Source organism: Cobetia sp. cqz5-12 (genome assembly GCF_016495405.1).
GTDB lineage: Bacteria > Pseudomonadota > Gammaproteobacteria > Pseudomonadales > Halomonadaceae > Cobetia.
Genome location: NZ_CP044522.1, coordinates 4,173,481 through 4,190,473, shown reverse-complemented (window position 1 = coordinate 4,190,473; position 16,993 = coordinate 4,173,481). Strand labels below are relative to the sequence as shown.

The 16,993-nt window shown below is 61.6% G+C and carries 15 protein-coding genes; 9 read left to right on the top strand and 6 right to left on the bottom strand.

From position 1 onward, the window contains the following. Nucleotides 1–222 precede the first annotated feature (222 nt). The gene (locus F8A90_RS17435) at nt 223–1,329 is read left to right on the top strand and encodes a hypothetical protein (RefSeq protein WP_200018242.1); all 1,107 of its coding nucleotides are present in this window, start codon (nt 223–225) and stop codon (nt 1,327–1,329) included. 149 nt (nt 1,330–1,478) lie between these two features. On the opposite strand, the gene F8A90_RS17430 is transcribed toward F8A90_RS17435, so the two are convergent. The 6 genes from F8A90_RS17430 to F8A90_RS17405 form a co-directional block, all read right to left on the bottom strand. After that, nucleotides 1,479–1,889 (bottom strand): hypothetical protein, encoded by a 411-nt coding sequence (locus F8A90_RS17430; RefSeq protein WP_200018241.1) that lies wholly within the window; start codon nt 1,887–1,889, stop codon nt 1,479–1,481. A gap of 115 nt (nt 1,890–2,004) precedes the next feature. Continuing rightward, nucleotides 2,005–3,510, bottom strand: coding sequence for a bifunctional aminoglycoside phosphotransferase/ATP-binding protein (locus F8A90_RS17425; protein ID WP_233593375.1), 1,506 nt, complete (start codon nt 3,508–3,510; stop codon nt 2,005–2,007). Between the two features lie 226 nt (nt 3,511–3,736). Further along, on the bottom strand, nt 3,737–5,029 hold the full coding sequence (hemL, locus tag F8A90_RS17420; RefSeq protein ID WP_200018238.1) for a glutamate-1-semialdehyde 2,1-aminomutase: 1,293 nt from the start codon (nt 5,027–5,029) through the stop codon (nt 3,737–3,739). Between the two features lie 252 nt (nt 5,030–5,281). Continuing rightward, complete coding sequence (thiD, locus tag F8A90_RS17415) at nt 5,282–6,154, bottom strand: bifunctional hydroxymethylpyrimidine kinase/phosphomethylpyrimidine kinase (protein WP_200018237.1); 873 nt, start codon at nt 6,152–6,154, stop codon at nt 5,282–5,284. Nucleotides 6,155–6,168: 14 nt separating this feature from the next. Then, a complete protein-coding gene (gene hemJ / locus F8A90_RS17410) occupies nt 6,169–6,600 on the bottom strand; it encodes a protoporphyrinogen oxidase HemJ (protein ID WP_200018236.1) in 432 nt (143 codons plus the stop codon). A gap of 169 nt (nt 6,601–6,769) precedes the next feature. Beyond that, nucleotides 6,770–8,521, bottom strand: a complete 1,752-nt coding sequence (locus F8A90_RS17405; RefSeq protein WP_200020095.1) for a chloride channel protein — start codon at nt 8,519–8,521, stop codon at nt 6,770–6,772. 253 nt (nt 8,522–8,774) lie between these two features. On the opposite strand from F8A90_RS17405, the gene argC reads away from it, so the two are divergent. From argC to rsmG, 8 genes are all read left to right on the top strand, one after another. Continuing rightward, a complete protein-coding gene (gene argC / locus F8A90_RS17400) occupies nt 8,775–9,818 on the top strand; it encodes an N-acetyl-gamma-glutamyl-phosphate reductase (RefSeq protein ID WP_200018235.1) in 1,044 nt (347 codons plus the stop codon). Between the two features lie 146 nt (nt 9,819–9,964). Then, complete coding sequence (gene erpA / locus F8A90_RS17395) at nt 9,965–10,318, top strand: iron-sulfur cluster insertion protein ErpA (RefSeq protein WP_200018234.1); 354 nt, start codon at nt 9,965–9,967, stop codon at nt 10,316–10,318. Between the two features lie 233 nt (nt 10,319–10,551). Next, nucleotides 10,552–11,313 carry a transporter substrate-binding domain-containing protein gene (locus tag F8A90_RS17390; protein ID WP_200018233.1) on the top strand — a complete coding sequence of 254 codons (762 nt, stop codon included), beginning with the start codon at nt 10,552–10,554 and terminating at the stop codon, nt 11,311–11,313. Between the two features lie 174 nt (nt 11,314–11,487). Beyond that, nucleotides 11,488–12,159, top strand: coding sequence for an amino acid ABC transporter permease (locus F8A90_RS17385; protein ID WP_043331697.1), 672 nt, complete (start codon nt 11,488–11,490; stop codon nt 12,157–12,159). 109 nt (nt 12,160–12,268) lie between these two features. Further along, nucleotides 12,269–13,015, top strand: coding sequence for an amino acid ABC transporter ATP-binding protein (locus tag F8A90_RS17380; protein WP_054556363.1), 747 nt, complete (start codon nt 12,269–12,271; stop codon nt 13,013–13,015). A gap of 1,073 nt (nt 13,016–14,088) precedes the next feature. Continuing rightward, the gene (locus F8A90_RS17375) at nt 14,089–14,373 is read left to right on the top strand and encodes a hypothetical protein (protein WP_200018231.1); all 285 of its coding nucleotides are present in this window, start codon (nt 14,089–14,091) and stop codon (nt 14,371–14,373) included. A gap of 17 nt (nt 14,374–14,390) precedes the next feature. Then, a complete protein-coding gene (mnmG, locus tag F8A90_RS17370) occupies nt 14,391–16,313 on the top strand; it encodes a tRNA uridine-5-carboxymethylaminomethyl(34) synthesis enzyme MnmG (protein ID WP_200018228.1) in 1,923 nt (640 codons plus the stop codon). After that, nucleotides 16,310–16,960, top strand: a complete 651-nt coding sequence (rsmG, locus tag F8A90_RS17365) for a 16S rRNA (guanine(527)-N(7))-methyltransferase RsmG (RefSeq protein WP_200018226.1) — start codon at nt 16,310–16,312, stop codon at nt 16,958–16,960. Before mnmG ends, rsmG begins: the two co-directional genes overlap by 4 nt. The last annotated feature ends 33 nt before the right edge of the window (nt 16,961–16,993 follow it).

Sequence of the window (16,993 nt, the reverse complement as noted above, 5' to 3'; positions counted from 1 at the left end):
TACGGATTTTGCCTGGCCAGGAGAGGGTCTCACTTTCATGTCGTCAAGAATCCTGCATGACGAACACGACCTTCTGGCAAGGGCACAAAAGAGCAGTAGCAGTACAACATGATGTCGCGGATCACGAAAAACCAATCCGTCATCATGTCAGGGGATGTACGACCATAAGCAAATCAATAATAAAAACACAAATCAAAAATGATCTACACAAGGGAACAAACCATGAAAATCCAAATGAGCTTGCTGGCTATCGCGATTGCTTTTTCTACCCAGGCAATGGCAGACAATAACACCGCAGATGTCGATCAAACTGGCTTCATGAACATGGCCAATGTTAGCCAAACATCACGTGATGGTGGGTCTCTCGACAGCTCCCACGATAGTGATATTGATCAGGTCGGCCTCTACAACAAGGCAAACACCTATCAGAACGGCGTCAATCATACGATTCGCATCAATCAGCTGGGTGGCGCCAACAAGGTAGAATCAACCCAATACAGCAGCACCAATACCGGTATCGTCAACCAGACTGGCGTCTACAATTCCGTTGACCTGAACCAGAAAAGCTACAAGCACCTCACCCGTGTCACTCAGGATGGCTTTGCCAACCATTCTGAATCGTGGCAGGGCGCTAGTGGCTCTCCGGCGGGGCGTGAAAATACTCTTGTCGTGACTCAGACAGGCGCATTCAATGACTCCACGGCCACCCAGCAGGGCAGTTATGCCATTGCCCGAGTGACCCAAAGCGGCTATCAGCACGCCTCGGATGTGATGCAGACCGGCGAATACAATCGCGCACGGGTCACTCAGGAAGGCCGCTTCAACAACTCCACAGTGACACAGACCGGTGAGCTGGGTCTTGCCGTCGTGACCCAGACCGGATCGCGTATCGATTCCACCGTCACCCAGGCTGGCGCCAATCAAGTCGCTCGGGTCACGCAGGATGGCAGCTCTCATGACTCGCTCGTCAACCAGAGCGATGCGAACAATACCGCGCTGGTGAACCAGTCCGACATGCTGCAGTACTCCGATATCAGCCAGACAGGTAGCGAGAACCTGGCCATCAACAATCAGAGTGGCTACTCCAACTACGCCATCGTCGAACAGGGTGGTACCAACAGTGACTCACTGATTACCCAGACCGGCCTCAATGATCATGCTCGCGTCCAGCAGACGGGATCTGGTCACAGCTCTGATGTCCTTCAGCAGTCTGGGGGTTTCCTGAGCTTCGTCGCCAACCGTGCTCACGTCGTTCAGTCAGGAGCCATGAATGCTTCCAGCGTGACCCAGACTGGCGGTGGCAACATTGCCAGCGTGCTGCAGTACTGATTACACCTCAGCGAGGATGGCTTATAGAACCCCGCGCAAGCGGGGTTTTCGTTTTTCCACCCGGTGGATCCACACAATGAAAAAGGCCGCTGACAGGGTTGTCAGCGGCCTTTCAGTACCAGCTGCGAAATGACTATCGCAGCGGCAAGTTACTTCTTTTCCAGTGTCACGGACTGCTCCGGGAAGGATTGACGATAAGTCGAGAGACTCTCGTCCACCATCTTGCGTCCCTGGGCAACCTGCTTGTTGCCACTGGTGATACGGGCCTTGCCTTTCTTGATCTGCTTGTTGCCCTTTTCAATCAGAGCCTGACCCTTGCGAACATTGGCTTCACCATCATCAACGAGATCCTCACCGCTGACGATCTGCTTCTCACCTGCCGCGACCAGTGATTTCCCTTCTTCCCACTGATCTGCCAATTGGTCACGCACCTTGGCGACAGCCTTGGCTTCCTCTGCCTGGCCTCGCATCAGGTCCGCCGTGGAAGGCTGACTCGAACAACCGGCGAGCAGCGCCAGACTGATGGCGACGGCGGCAGTAGGGACGAGATTATGACGCATGATGTTTCCTTATCTGATGCAGAGTTCTCAAGTATTGCCGGGGTTACGCGAACATTGGCCAGCGCCAAGGAGCATGACGATCACTCGCCATGCTCCTTGGCGCTGGCCGTTCGACTCAGTGCAGTCTAAGCTGCTCGCGAATCAGACGTGCCAACGTTACATTAGCGTTGGGCGCCGTCGTGTCGATGTGGACCAGCTGACCATGCTCTTCCGGTGCGAATGGCTCGCGATTGGCCAATTGCTTGTCGAGCACCTCGAGACCTGCCTCGGACGCCTCGCCACTCCGCTGGCTGCGCTTGATGATGCGCTTGCGCAGCGTCTCGTCATCGGCCTCGAAGCTGATCATCAGCACCGGCAGGCCACGGGCTTCTGCCTCATGACGCAGGCGATCACGCTGCACCTTCTTCAGACAGGTGGCATCGATGCAGACGGGGATACCCGATTCCAGCAGCGTGGCTGACAGATTCGAGAGTCGCTCATAGGTCGCATGCGTTGCCTGCGGCGTATAGATGCCGCCATTGAGTCCGGACTCGGTATCGGCATCCGCCGCAAAGCCATACAGGCGCTTGCGCTCGACATCGCTGCGAATGCGTACTCCGCCCAGCTCGCGCACCATCTCTTCGGTGAAGCGACTCTTGCCGCTGCCGGAGACACCCACGCCGATGATCATGTAAGGAAAACGGATCTCGCTATAGCGCTCCGCCAGCCCGATATAGCGCTCGTACTCGGCCAGTACGTCGGCGCGATCCGCTTCACACAGTTCGGGCTGGTGATAGCGAATCATCGCCACCTTGGCCCGGATCAGTGCGCGATAGATCTTGTAGTACGGCAGCAGACGCACCAGCGAGTAATCGCCGGAGAGCTCGAGATAACGGTTGAGAGCATGATGGGCAAAAGCCTGCTCATCACGCGCTTCAAGGTCCATCACCAGGAAGGCCAGGTCACAACCGACATCATTCCAGCGCAATTCTTCATTGAACTCGATGCCGTCAAACAGCAGGGCACGGCCTTCATGGCGCACGGCGTTACCCAGGTGGATATCGCCGTGGGTCTCACGCACGAAACCTTCCTGCCAGCGACGCTCGAACTCGGGATTGAGGCGCTGGAAGGTCTCTTCGGTCCACTGCTTGAGCAGTGCGAGTCGCTTGATGGCCTCGGCATCATCACCGAGACGCGGACGAATCAGCTCGAACTCGTTGTCGATGGTACGGCTGACCATCTGCGGGCTGCCAAGATCACTGTCGCCCTGGATGCGCTCGGCCTGCTCGTGGAAGGCCACCAGCTGGTCGACCAGATCATCCAGCAATTCCAGCGACAGCTCGCCACTGGCCTGCAGAGCGCTGAACAGGTGGCGATTGGAGAACTGGCGCATCTTGACCGCGTACTCGAAGACAGCGCTGTCGTCTCCGATGCGCGGAGCTTCGGGCGTGCCCGAGATCGCCACGGTATCCAGGTACAGCGTCGGTGCCAGACGGCGGTTGAGGCGCACTTCCTGTTCACACAGGAGCTTGCGGCGCTCAAGGGTCGAGAAATCCAGGAAGCTGCCGAAATCCAGCGGCTTCTTGATCTTGTAGGCGTAGTCGCCGGTCAGCACGATCCACGAGATATGTGTCTCATGCACTTCGATATCCTTCACGGGGTGATCGAAGCAATCGGCTGTGTGAAGGGCTCGAATCAAGGCCTGGCTCAAGGTCGTCTCCGCTAAGGCAAGCTGGCTATAAGGTCATTAGCGCAATCGCTATCGTTGGCGACAAGTGTACCGGATGGCAGCCCGCCCGGCAGCCTGCCGAGCGGGTTCCTGTCTACGTTGGCCAACCCGCGGACTCAGGGACTGTCTCGTGTCGCACTCAGTTCGATGCGGACATCTGCGCGAAGACCCGCTCAGCCGCATCCAGCGTGGCCTGGATATCAGCATCGGTATGCGCCGCGGACATGAAGCCGGCTTCATAGGCGGACGGCGCCAGATAGACGCCTTCGGCGAGCATCGCGTTGAAGAAGGTCACGAAATCCTGCTGACGGCAGCGCGTGGCGGAGGCGAAATTGCTGACCTCTGCATCATCGGTGAAGAAGACACCGAACATGCCACCGGCATGCTGGGTGATCAGACGGATGCCTGCCGCCTTGGCACGGCTTTCCAGGCCATCACACAGCATCTCGACCTTGCGGGAAAGCTCGGCATGGAAGCCGGGCGCCTTGAGCTTGCGCAGCAGCGCGACGCCAGCGGCCATCGCCAGTGGATTGCCTGCCAGCGTCCCCGCCTGGTAGACCGGCCCCAGCGGCGAGAGGTGGTGCATGATCTCGCGCTTGCCGCCGAAAGCACCCACCGGCATGCCACCGCCGACGATCTTGCCCAGGCAGGTCAGGTCAGGCGTGATGCCGTAATGCGCCTGAGCACCGCCCAAGGCAACGCGGAAGCCCGTCATCACCTCATCGAGGATCAGCACGCTGCCGTGGGCATCGCACACTTCGCGCAGGCTTTCGAGGAAGCCCGGCACCGGCGGGATGCAGTTCATGTTGCCGGCGACCGGCTCGACGATGATGCAGGCGATCTCGTCCCCCAGCTCGGCGAAGCAACGGCGCACGCCCTCGGCGTCGTTATAGTCCAGCGTGATGGTGTGCTCGGCCAGCGAGGCGGGCACGCCCGGGGAGCTCGGCTCACCATGGGTCAACGCGCCGGAGCCGGCCTTGACCAGCAGCGAGTCGGAGTGACCGTGATAGTTGCCCTCGAACTTGACGATCTTGTCGCGACCGGTGAAACCCCGCGCCAGGCGGATCGCCGACATGGTGGCTTCGGTGCCGGAGTTGGTCATGCGCACCATGTCGAGACTCGGCAGCATCTCGCAGATCAGCTCGGCCATCTCGGACTCGATCTCGGTGGGCGCACCGAAGGACAGGCCACTCTCGAGACGCTCGCGCACGGCGCTGAGCACATCTTCGTCGGCGTGACCGGTGATCATCGGCCCCCAGGAACCGACGTAATCGATATAGCGCGTATTCTCCACATCGAACAGATACGCGCCCTTGGCATGGTCGATGAACACCGGCGGACGATGCAGCCCCTTGAAGGCGCGGACCGGCGAATTGACGCCACCGGGAATATGACGGCTGGCGCGTTCGAACTGGGCAGCGGACGTGGTCATGACATACCTCTTGATAAGCGGCGAGCGGCACATGGGCCGCGAAAATGGCGGAAAAGGTGATCAGACATAAAGGCCCTGTGGATAACGTGAATGCAGCTTGTCCACAGCCGATGAAACGGTCCGATAGCCTCGGGGCGGCAAGGGGGATGTGGATAACCCGAATGCCGTCGATGGCGACAGCTTAACGCGACTCATGGGTGAGTTGCAGCCGCGCGAGCGCAAGGGGTACCGGCATCGAAAGGAGCAATAGCGTTAACGCCAGGGCAGAAACTGGGCCTCAGGCAGCGCGCCTTTCCGCCCACGTTGCTGACCATCGACGAGACTCTGCCAGGTGGCCTGCTGGGCAGCCTGCCATGCCGTTGGCAACGTCATGCCGCGGGCCAGACGCACCGCCAGGTGCGAGGCCAGCGTGCAGCCGCTGCCATGAAAGCTGCCCGTCAGTCGCGGGCAGTCCAGTGCGAGCGTGGCTTGATTACGGCGATACAGGCGATGGATCACCGACGACTCAGCCAGCGATTCAGCCAGCGAGTGAGCATCACGCTTCAGAGGGTCAGCATCGCGCTCGACAGGATCGGTACCGGTGACCAGCACGGCCCCGGCGCCGGCCGCCAGCAGATGCTCGGCGAGTTGGCCGTCGCCCGCCCCCGTAGGGCAGGCCGCCAGCCGCGCAAGCTCCGCGCGGTTGGGCGTGATCACATCCACATGCGGCAGCAAGCTCTCACGCGCCTGATAGATCAGCGAGTCGGTGGAAAGCTCCAGCCCGCCGCCCGCCTTGAGCACCGGGTCCCATACCACCGGTAGCCCCGGCCAGCGCTGCTGGAGTTCCTCGATCAGCGTCACGCACGCCGTGAGCGCCGCTTCACTGGCGAGAAGACCGATCTTGAGCGCGCCCGGACGGAAGTCCTCACACAGAGAGCGGGCCATGGCGAGCATCGACTCGCCCGATTGCGGGATCACCGCCTGCACATTGCAGGAGTTCTGCACCGTCAGCGCCGTCGGCACCGTCAGCGCCCAGCCGCCACCGGCACGGATCGCCTCGCTGTCAGCGATCAGACCCGCACCACCACTGGGGTCATGCCCCGCCAATACCAGCACGTAAGGCAATTGCGCTGAGCACTCGGTCATGGCTGAGCCATCCCTCAGAACGGTTTGACGATGACGCAGATGACGATCACCACCAGCATCAGCACCGGCACTTCATTGAAGAAGCGGAAGTAGCGCGAGGTTCTCTTGCAGGTATCGGCGGCGAACTGCTTCAGATACAGGCCACAGGCATGGTGATAGCCGACCAGCAGCACGACCATGGTCAGCTTGAGGTGCATCCAGCCCATGCTCATGAAGCTCGGCACCAGCGCCAGCAGCCAGATGCCCAGCACCAGGGTCGCGATCATCGACGGCATCATGATGCCGCGATAGAGCTTGCGCTCCATGGTCTTGAAGTACTCGATGGCCTTGGCATCGCCGGCATCACGCGCCTGGGCGTGATAGACGTACAGCCGTGGCAGATAGAAGAGGGCAGCAAACCAGCACACTACGGCAATCAGATGAAAAGCCTTGATCCACAGATACATGAGGGAGCTCCGTCAGTCAGGGTCGGGAAGGTCAGAAAGTGGACGCGCGAATGAAGCAATCGGATCGCCACGATGGCATGTGATACCGCCAAGGCCCATGCGGTATGCGGTCGCGGCCAGGCACGCGCAGAGCGCATTCACGCCGAAGAGACAGGTGCCACGCTACACTTCAGGGCGTATAGCGATAGTAGCTTTCTATTGCATCCCGCGTGATGATACCTGAAATCTTGCGAATCATCGGTGCGGTAGTGTGCTCGACATAGAGGGCATCGACATCACTGGGCAGCAGCCGCTCATAGGCCTCGGACAAGGTAGCCTGCAGGTGGATGGGCGCGAGATCCAGACGCTGAGCGGGGATCTCAAGCAGATCGAGCTCCTCCTGCTCCCGCCAGTGCTCATCCATCAGCACACGCACCAGATCCGCCGCCGGCAGCGCGACCATCGGCTTTTCCGGCGTCGAGCGCGTGACCACCAGCCATACCGGCTTGCTGTCGAGCAGGGCGCGAGCGCGTTCACGCGTAACCCGTCGCGGAACGCTGACCAGCGAGCGCTCCATTACCGCCGGCACCGCCACCCGCGACAGCGCCTGCATCAATGGCTGCTGGAGCGGATGCAGTCCCTGCGCGGTCAGCGTCGAGATGAAGAAACCCTGGCAGTGACACAGCTGGCGACAGGTCAGGCCTGCCACCACCACCGCCAGCATGCCGGGCAGGATGATATTCGGCGAATGCGTCAATTCGAGCAGTGCCATCAGGGCGGCCAGTGGCGCCTGAAGTACCGCCCCCATCATCGCTGCCATGCCGAGCAGGGCGTAAAGCGCGATATCCGAGGCCTGGTCCGGCAACAGCCATCCGCCCAGCATGCCCATCAACGCCCCGGCCGCGGCGCCCGCCACCACCACCGGACCGATGATGCCGATCGGCACGCCACAGGCCACGCACAGCGCCGACAGCACCAGCTTGCCGATCACCAGCGCCAGCAGGATATCCAGCGCCAGCTGGCCATCGAGCAACTGGGCCAGGCTGTCATAGCCGATGCCTTGTACCTGGGGATACCACCACGCCACGACGGCCGTCGAGACTCCGACCAGCGCCATGCGCATCCCCCATGACAGGTGCGCCACGCGCGCCTGCTGACGTGCCAGATGCACGAAGCCCCCCGCCAGCAGGCCGATGACCAGCGCGGTGACGATGACCCAGGGCAGATCGAGCAGTGAGTGCAGCAGCAGGGAGGGCACCGCGAAAGCCGGCGCCGAGCCGTAGACCATCTGCGTGACCACCGCGCCGGTGGTCGAAGCCAGAATCACCGGCATGAAGCCCATCAGGGTGTACTCCATCATCACCACTTCCATGGCGAAGATGACCCCCGCGATCGGCGTATTGAAGGAGGCGGAGATGCCCGCCGCGGTGCCGCAGGCGACCAGCACGCGCAGGCTGTTGTTGGGCAGCTTGAGGCGCTCGCCGATCCAGCTCGAGGCACCGGCACCCAGGTGGATCGCCGGCCCCTCACGCCCGGCCGACAGGCCGCCGAGCACGCTCACGACCCCGACCACGACCTGATTGAGCCAGGCACGCAGCGGCATCTTGCCCTGATGGTAGGTCAGACGCTCGATGACATGCCCGATGCCCAGCTTGCGCTGCGCGGGATGCTGTCGCCCCAGCACGATGCCGATCACCAGCACCGCCAGCAGCGGCAGCGAGGCGCGCACCCAGGGGGCAAGTCCCTCGAAGTTCTCCGGGTTGTCATCGGGCATGAAGCCCAGGGCACCGGCGCTCAACAGCAGGCGGAAGCCGACCATCAATGAGCCGGTCAGCAGTCCTGCCACCAGCCCCAGCAGACACAGTTGCGGGAGTGCATCGACCGCCGCCAGCTTGCGCCGAAAATTGTCGAGACTGGGACGAGGCAGATGCGGACGCGTCAGGCGTGACACTCACGACTCCTTGAAGGCACTGGCAATGACAGAGGACATCCATGTCGGCAGCGCATTACTGCCCGCCTGACACCTGTGTATCATATCGATTGCGAACCGTCGCGACCGTGCGCAATCCGACAACCTCGGCACAGCATGGCGCAACGCCTGTCTCGCGCACAGGCCACCAAAGGTCGCAGCAGCAGATCGGACACACGATTACATCTCGCATCAACAGGACACCGCCCGAAGGCGGGGAGGCAGCATGATCAAGGTAGGTATCGTCGGCGGCACCGGTTACACCGGAGTGGAACTCCTCAGGCTCCTGGCCAGCCACCCGCAGGTGGAAGTGACCGTGATCACCTCGCGAAGCGAGAAAGGCGTGCGTGTCGACGAGATGTACCCCAATCTGCGCGGCCACTACGACACCCTCGCGTTCAGCGAGCCGGATGCCGAGGTGCTGGCCGCCTGTGACGCCGTGTTCTTCGCCACGCCCCATGGTGTCGCTCACGCCCTGGCCGGCGATCTGCTGGCACGCGGCACGCGTGTCATCGACCTGTCCGCGGACTTCCGCATCAAGGACGCCGACGTCTGGGCCGAGTGGTATGGCCAGCCGCATGGCGCGCCGGAGCTGCTCGGCGAGGCCGTCTACGGTCTGCCGGAAGTCAATCGCGATGCCATCCGCGAAGCGCGCCTGATCGCGGTGCCGGGCTGCTACCCGACCTCCGTGCAGCTGGGCCTGATCCCGCTGCTGGAAGCCGGCCTGATCGAGACCGACAATATCATCGCCGACTGCAAGTCCGCCGTCTCCGGCGCGGGTCGCGGTGCCAAGGTCGGCTCGCTGCTGTGTGAAGCCGGCGAGTCCATGAAGGCCTACGGCGCCTCCGGCCATCGTCATCTGCCGGAAATCACCCAGGGCCTGGACCTGGCAGCCGGCAGCGCGGTCGGTCTCACCTTCGTCCCGCACCTGACGCCGATGATCCGCGGCATCCATTCCACCCTCTATCCGCGTCTGAGCGGCTTCAGCGGCACGCTGGAAGATCTGCAGGCGCTGTTCGAGCAGCGCTACGCCGACCACCCCGCCGTCGATGTCATGCCACTGGGCAGCCATCCGGAGACGCGCAGCGTGCGTGGCACCAACCTGTGCCGTATCGCCCTGCATCGTCCGGGCAACGGCGACACCCTGGTGGTGCTGTCGGTGATCGACAACCTGGTCAAGGGCGCATCAGGCCAGGCCATCCAGAACCTCAACCTGATGTTCGGTCTCGATGAGATGACGGCTATCGGTGCGCCGGCGATGATGCCCTGAGCCGCCAACGTTGCCCGCAAGGCGGCACGTCAGACAAAGTTGACCCTTTTGCTCGGATATAGGGATAATAGGCGTCATTCCGTTCTCTATACCGTGCCGGGCGCTGTCTTCAGCGTCCGGCCTCCGACTCCTTCCAGGAGGCCCGCATGAGCGAAGCACAAAGCTTCATCCCGACGCCGTTGTACCTGTCCGAGCGCGCCAGTGCCCGGATTGCAGCGCTGCGCGCGGAAGAAGCCAACCCGGAGCTGCGTCTCAGGGTCTACGTCACTGGCGGCGGCTGTTCCGGCTTCCAGTACGGTTTCGATATCGCCACTGATCTGGCCGATGACGACACCGTGGTCGAGCTGGGCGACGCCGCCATCGTGATCGACCCGCTGTCCTATCAGTATCTGGTCGGCTCGACGATCGACTATGAGGAAGGTCTGGCAGGCGCCCGCTTCATGATCCAGAACCCCAATGCCACCAGCACCTGCGGCTGCGGGTCTTCCTTCATGGTCTGATCAGTGAGGGCCTGAACGTGGGCCTGACAGGCCCGCGCATGACATTGACGCCTTGCTGACGCCTGATCGCCCCCTACCGGTACCCGGTAGGGGGCGATTTTTTTCGTCATCTCAGTGGCTTGCGAGCTTCCATTCGCCGCATGGCAGCGGCGGGAGACTTGACGGGGTCCGGTGTGCTCGTCAATCTAAAAACGCTATACATCCTAAAATCTAAATATAAAGAGGAATGTAAAATGCGCAGATCTCACCTGCTGGCCTCCCTCTCTGGCCTCGCGGCCGCCACCTTCATGGCCAGCGCTGCCCATGCCGTCACCCTCAAGGCGGCGACCGACCCGAGCTTCGTGCCCTTCGAGATGCTCGACCAGGAAAGCGGCGAGATGGTCGGCTTCGATATCGACATCCTCAATGCCATCGGCGAGCGCGCCGGCTTCGATATCGACCTCAAGACCATGGACTTCAATGGCATCATCCCGGCCGTGCAGACCGGTAGTGTCGATGTCGCCATCGCCGGCATCACCATCACCGAGGCGCGCGAGAAGATCGTCGACTTCACTGATCCCTACTATGACTCCGGTCTGCAGATTCTGACCGCGGCCAACAACGGCGACATCGAGGATATCGAGGGCCTGGAAGGCAAGAAGATCGGCACCAAGATCGGCTCCACCAGTTATGACTACCTCACCGCCAACCTCGGTGACTCCACCATCACGCCTTATCCGGGCAGCGCCGACATGTACATGGCCCTGATGTCCGGCAGCGTCGATGCCGTCTTCTACGATGCCCCCAACGTCGGCTACTTCGCCAAGACCAAGGGCGATGGACGCGTCAAGACGGTGGGGCCGCTCTATGAAGGCCAGCAATACGGCATCGCCTTCACCGAAGGCAGCGAGTGGACCGAAGCCGCCAACAAGGCGCTGGCCGAGATGAAGTCCGACGGCAGCTATGCCGAGATCTACCAGAAGTGGTTCGGCGCCATGCCCGGCGATAGCCAGTAAACCGCTTTCGATTCGCCTCGGACGCCCCACGTCGCGTAGTGCAGAACATAGTACAGAGCGTAGTGCAGATCATCATCACGACATTTCGGCAGCGACAGCCTGCCGGAATGTCGGTCGTTTCGAACCTCCGGCGCACGCAGCGGCGCGTGAGAGGTTCGTGCCAAGGAGCCCCCCGTGGACGTTCAGTTCCAGTTTGATTGGCAGGCCGCACTCAATTCGGTGCCCTACCTGCTCGAGGGCATTCCCTGGACCCTCGCCATTTCCTTCGGTGGCCTCGCCATCGGCTTCGTGCTCGGCATCCTGTTCGGACTGCTGAGCCTGTCTCCCAGCCGGATCCTGCGCTGGGTCGCCACCGCCTATATCGAGATCTTCCGTGGCACCCCGGTACTCGTACAGGTGCTCTTCATCTTCTATGGCCTGCCACAGATCATCGGCGGCCCCATCGATGCCCTGACCGCCGGCATCGCCGCGATCGCCTTGAACTCGGCGGCCTATATCTCGGAAATCGTGCGCGGTGGCGTGCAGTCCATCGCCCGAGGCCAGCGGGAAGCCGGGCTGTCACTCGGCCTTTCCACCCCGCAGACCTTCCGCTATGTCATCTGGCCCCAGGCGCTGCGCCGCATGATTCCAGCACTCGGCAACCAGGGCATCGTCTCGATCAAGGACACCTCATTGTTCTCGGTGATCGGCGTCGGTGAGCTGGTCCGCCAGGGTCAGATCTACATCGCCACGACCTTCAATGCGCTGGAAACCTACTTCATGGTCGCGCTGCTGTATCTGGTGATCACCCTCAGCCTGTCATTTGGCTTGCGGATGCTCGAGCGCCGCGGGTTGGTGGGCCAATGATGTCTCTCACCCCCCCACTCGCGACGGATAAAGCAGCGCCATTTCTCCTAGTGCCTGATCTCATTCCTCTGACGACCTTCCGGCATGCAGCGCCGGTTCGGAGTGCCCCATGACTGCCATCGTGAAGATGCACAAGCTCAACAAGCATTTCGGCAGCCTGCATGTCCTCAAGGACATCGAGCTCGAGGTCGCCCAGGGGGAGGTGGTGGTGATCATCGGGGCCAGTGGCTCCGGCAAGTCGACACTGATTCGCTGCGTGAACGGCCTGGAGGAGTTTCAGGACGGCAACATCGAGGTGGATGGGCACTCGCTGATCCCCCATGGCAAGAGTCACAGGGCGCTCAAGGCGATACGCACCGAAGTCGGCATGGTCTTCCAGCAGTTCAACCTCTTCCCGCACATGAGCGTGCGTGACAACGTCAGCCTGGCCCCCATCAAGGTCCGAGGCACCTCGCGACCGGCGGCCGAGCAGCAAGCCGACACGCTGCTCGAGCGGGTCAATATCCTCGAGCAGGCCGACAAATACCCGGGGCAGCTCTCCGGTGGCCAGCAGCAACGCGTGGCCATTGCCCGCTCACTGGCGATGGAACCCCGCCTGATGCTGTTCGATGAGCCCACCTCGGCACTGGACCCGGAAATGATCGGCGAGGTGCTCGATGTCATGCGCAAGCTGGCCCGCGAAGGCATGACGATGATGATCGTCACCCATGAGATGAGTTTTGCCCGTGAAGTGGCAGACCGGGTGGTGTTCATCCATCAGGGCAGCATCGTCGAGGAGGGTACGCCAGAGCAGGTCTTCGATACGCCGCAACATCCACGTACCCAGAGCTTCCTGGCCCGCGTACTGTCCCACTGAGCACCTTCCACAAGGCTCGCTGAGCCACTGGTCAGACAAGCGTTGAGCACGTGATGCCCCACCCGCTGCCATGCGTGCAGTGGCCATGCCCCGACCGTCAGGTCGGGGCATTTTTTTGTCCCCAGAGAGGCTAGCGAGCCCTGCAGAGCGCCAAACGATGAAAAATCTTCTCCCTTCATGCCATCTGTCGGCATTTCGAGAAGAAAAAAACGAATTTTTCTGGCCCCGTCCACCCCCTTGCCAGGTCACGCAAACACGCCTTGGCGCTCGAACGAAGGATGCTGTCTTCGCCTGGCAATCCTCACTGAGACGGCGCTTTAGCGTGTGAAAAACAGGGATAAATCAGGGGCCTAGCCGGAAAACCACACGAGGATAGCGTGCACCGTCAGTCGCTGAGGCAGCGTTCAGGCAGTCTCAGCGGCCGACACGGGCAAAACAAGCGAAAAAGTATCCACAGGCTGGGGTGCGTCGCGTCATTGGCACCATTGGCGAGGGCTGTAGCCGTTCACACACCACTTATCCCATGACTGTCTACAGCCTTGGGCAGCGCAGGAAATCGACATTTGCCTCTGTGGACATTTTCCGGCATTATCCGCGGCCTTCTTGCCGTCAGGCCATGCAGCACTAGGGGTTGTGGGTAACAACGCCACTTGTGCACAGCAGGGCAGAAAAGTCGGGTACCAGCTCGGTATGAATCAGGGGATAATCGGGGCTGTGGACAAGGGCGCATTTCATCCACAGGAAGCGACCGGTGGCGTCCTCAGGTACTCCGCATTTTCTCCCCAACTATATCAACATCGTAAGCGTTTGATTTGTAACAGATAAAGTCGATTTCCCACTGATTTTGTCCACAACAGTAGTTACAACATCAACAGAACCCCTTTTTCTTTTCTTTATATAATCTTGTTATCCGGAAACCCGAAGGACGGACCGAGACCTCACGATCGACCTGACGTGAACTCGCCGAATCCAAAGTGTTCGGGATAACGAACGGCTGCCTGGGTAGCGCATCCCTCGCCGGAAAATCGACGCGTCGTATCCGCAAGACTCGTGAATCGCCGCGGCGTGGATTGATGCTCCAGAAGAAACAACCCGGGCATTCGCTCATGGCCTGCCAGGGCAAGGCGCTGTGGAAAACTCCTGACGCTTACCCACAGGCGGTTTATACTGTGCGGCCCGGACGTCATCCTGCTGGCTTGCAAGCTCCCTCACCGGTCGAGCACATGCCTTCGGCGACGGACATCATTCGCCATGCCGTCTGGCAGTCCTTGATTCATCCAGGCATCGATTCATCGCCCTGCCTGGCCGATTTGCCTGCTTCGCCAACCAGCGAGCAGCGCTTCACCCAAGTTTCGTGATACCCCGAGGTGCCAACGTGGATTACCCGAACCGCTTTGACGTGATCGTCATCGGCGGCGGTCATGCCGGTACGGAAGCCGCACTGGCTGCTGCCCGCATGGGCCGTCAGACCCTGCTGCTGACCCATAACATCGAGACGCTGGGCCAGATGTCCTGCAATCCCGCCATCGGCGGGATCGGCAAGAGCCATCTGGTCAAGGAGATCGATGCGCTGGGCGGTGCCATGGGCCTGGCCACCGACATGGCGGGTATCCAGTTCCGTACCCTGAATGCCCGCAAGGGGCCGGCAGTACGTGCCACTCGCGCACAGGCCGACCGAGCGCTGTACAAGGCCGCGATCCGCAACGTGCTGGAAAACCAGCCGAACCTGACGCTGTTCCAGCAGGGGGCGGAAGACCTGATCGTCGAAGGCGAGACCGTGCGGGGTGTCGTCACCCAGACCGGAATCCGCTTCCACGCCACCACGGTGGTGCTGGCGACCGGGACCTTCCTCGGTGGCGTGATCCACATCGGCCTGGACAACCATGCCGGTGGCCGTGCCGGTGATCCACCCGCCAATGGCCTGGCATCGCGTCTGCGTGAACTGCCGTTCCGGGTCGATCGCCTCAAGACCGGCACCCCGCCGCGCATCGATGCCAAGAGCGTCGACTTCAGCAAGATGGAAGCCCAGCCGGGCGACACGCCGCGTCCGGTGATGTCCTACATGGGCAGCCGTGAGATGCAGCCGGAGCAGGTCAACTGCTACATCACGCACACCAACGAGCGCACCCACGAGATCATCTTCGCCAATCTCGACCGCTCGCCGATGTACTCCGGCGTCATCGATGGCATCGGGCCGCGTTACTGCCCGTCCATCGAGGACAAGGTGCATCGCTTCGCCGACAAGAACAGCCATCAGGTCTTCATCGAGCCGGAAGGCCTGAATACCCATGAGCTGTATCCCAACGGCATCTCCACCTCGCTGCCCTTCGATACGCAGCTCGAGGTGGTGCGCTCGATCCGTGGCATGGAGAACGCGCACATCACGCGCCCCGGCTACGCCATCGAGTACGATTTCTTCAATCCCCAGGACCTGCATCATTCCCTGGAGACGCGTTTCATCAAGAACCTCTACTTCGCCGGTCAGATCAACGGCACCACCGGCTATGAAGAAGCCGGTGCCCAGGGGCTGCTGGCGGGCGTCAATGCCGCCTTGCGCGCCACTGACGACGAGTCCTGGCATCCGCTGCGTGACGAGGCCTACACCGGTGTGATGGTCGATGACCTGATCACCCTCGGCACGCGCGAGCCGTACCGCATGTTCACCTCGCGCGCCGAATATCGCCTGCTGCTGCGTGAGGACAATGCCGATCTGCGTCTGACCGCCAAGGGCCGCGAACTGGGCCTGATCGATGACGCCCGCTGGGAAGCCTTCGATCGCAAGCGTGAAGCCATCGCCCGCGAGACCGCGCGTCTCGAGAGCACCTGGCTGACGCCGAAGAGCCCGGAGCTGGCCCCGTTGAGCGACAAGCTCAGCTCGCCGCTCAAGCGTGAAGCCAGCCTGATGGAGCTGCTCAAGCGTCCGGAGCTCGAGTATCCGGATGTGGCAGGCCTGAAAGGGGAAGGGGTCGACGACTGGCGCATCGCCGAACAGGTGCAGATCACTGCCAAGTACGCAGGCTATATCCAGCGTCAGCAGGAGGAGATCGACCGCCTGCGTCGTCACGAGCACACCGAACTGCCGACCAGCCTCGACTATGATTCCGTCGATGGTCTGTCCAACGAGATCAAGCAGAAGCTCAACGAAGCGCGCCCGGCGACGCTGGCTCAGGCCGGCCGCATTTCCGGTGTCACGCCGGCAGCTGTCTCTATCCTGTTGATCCACTTGAAGAAGCGTCAGCTGATCAAGGCGGAGATACCCGCAGATGCCGCAACGGCTGACACGGGAGCCGCGCAATGAGCCAGACGCTCAACGAGACACAGCGTGAACGTTGCGCTCAACTGCTCAGTCGCGGTGCCAGCGCCATGGGAGTGGCGCTGAGCGAGGAACAGCACGCCCAGCTGATGACGTTGCTGGTGCTGTTGCACAAGTGGAATCGCGCCTATAACCTCACCGCGGTACGGGAGCCGGAGGCGATGGTGACTCGCCATCTTCTCGACAGCCTCAGTGTGCTGCCTTATATCCGTGGGCCACGCCTTCTGGATGTCGGCGCCGGTCCGGGCCTGCCCAGCATCGTGATCGCGATCATGCGTCCCGATATCGCCGTCGTGCCGTTGGATTCCAATGGCAAGAAGGTGCGCTTCCAGATTCAGGCCGGCCATGAGCTGGGCCTCAAGAATCTGAGCCCGACCCAGGTACGTATCGAAGCCTATGATGGTGCGCCGTTCGAACAGATCATCTCGCGTGCCTTCGCCGATACCGATGCCTTCGTCAATCTGTCAGCGGCCGTGCTCGCCGAGGGCGGCGAATGGCTGGCCATGAAAGGGCGCATCCCCAGTGATGAGATTGCCCGCCTGCCGATGGGTGTCTCGCTGGTCGAGACATTGGTGCTGGAAGTGCCCGGCGAGGAAGGGGAGCGTCACCTTCTGCGCCTCAAGCGCGACTGATAAAGCGCCTCAAGGCGTGCGCAGGGATTGTGC

Excerpts from the sequence above, each read along its gene's own strand:
- F8A90_RS17435 (WP_200018242.1), top strand. The coding sequence starts at position 223 with ATGAAAATCCAAATGAGCTTGCTGGCTATCGCGATTGCTTTTTCTACC.
- F8A90_RS17430 (WP_200018241.1), bottom strand. The coding sequence starts at position 1,889 with ATGCGTCATAATCTCGTCCCTACTGCCGCCGTCGCCATCAGTCTGGCG.
- hemL (WP_200018238.1), bottom strand. The coding sequence starts at position 5,029 with ATGACCACGTCCGCTGCCCAGTTCGAACGCGCCAGCCGTCATATTCCC.
- thiD (WP_200018237.1), bottom strand. The coding sequence starts at position 6,154 with ATGACCGAGTGCTCAGCGCAATTGCCTTACGTGCTGGTATTGGCGGGG.
- hemJ (WP_200018236.1), bottom strand. The coding sequence starts at position 6,600 with ATGTATCTGTGGATCAAGGCTTTTCATCTGATTGCCGTAGTGTGCTGG.
- argC (WP_200018235.1), top strand. The coding sequence starts at position 8,775 with ATGATCAAGGTAGGTATCGTCGGCGGCACCGGTTACACCGGAGTGGAA.
- erpA (WP_200018234.1), top strand. The coding sequence starts at position 9,965 with ATGAGCGAAGCACAAAGCTTCATCCCGACGCCGTTGTACCTGTCCGAG.
- F8A90_RS17390 (WP_200018233.1), top strand. The coding sequence starts at position 10,552 with ATGCGCAGATCTCACCTGCTGGCCTCCCTCTCTGGCCTCGCGGCCGCC.
- F8A90_RS17380 (WP_054556363.1), top strand. The coding sequence starts at position 12,269 with ATGACTGCCATCGTGAAGATGCACAAGCTCAACAAGCATTTCGGCAGC.
- F8A90_RS17375 (WP_200018231.1), top strand. The coding sequence starts at position 14,089 with ATGCTCCAGAAGAAACAACCCGGGCATTCGCTCATGGCCTGCCAGGGC.
- rsmG (WP_200018226.1), top strand. The coding sequence starts at position 16,310 with ATGAGCCAGACGCTCAACGAGACACAGCGTGAACGTTGCGCTCAACTG.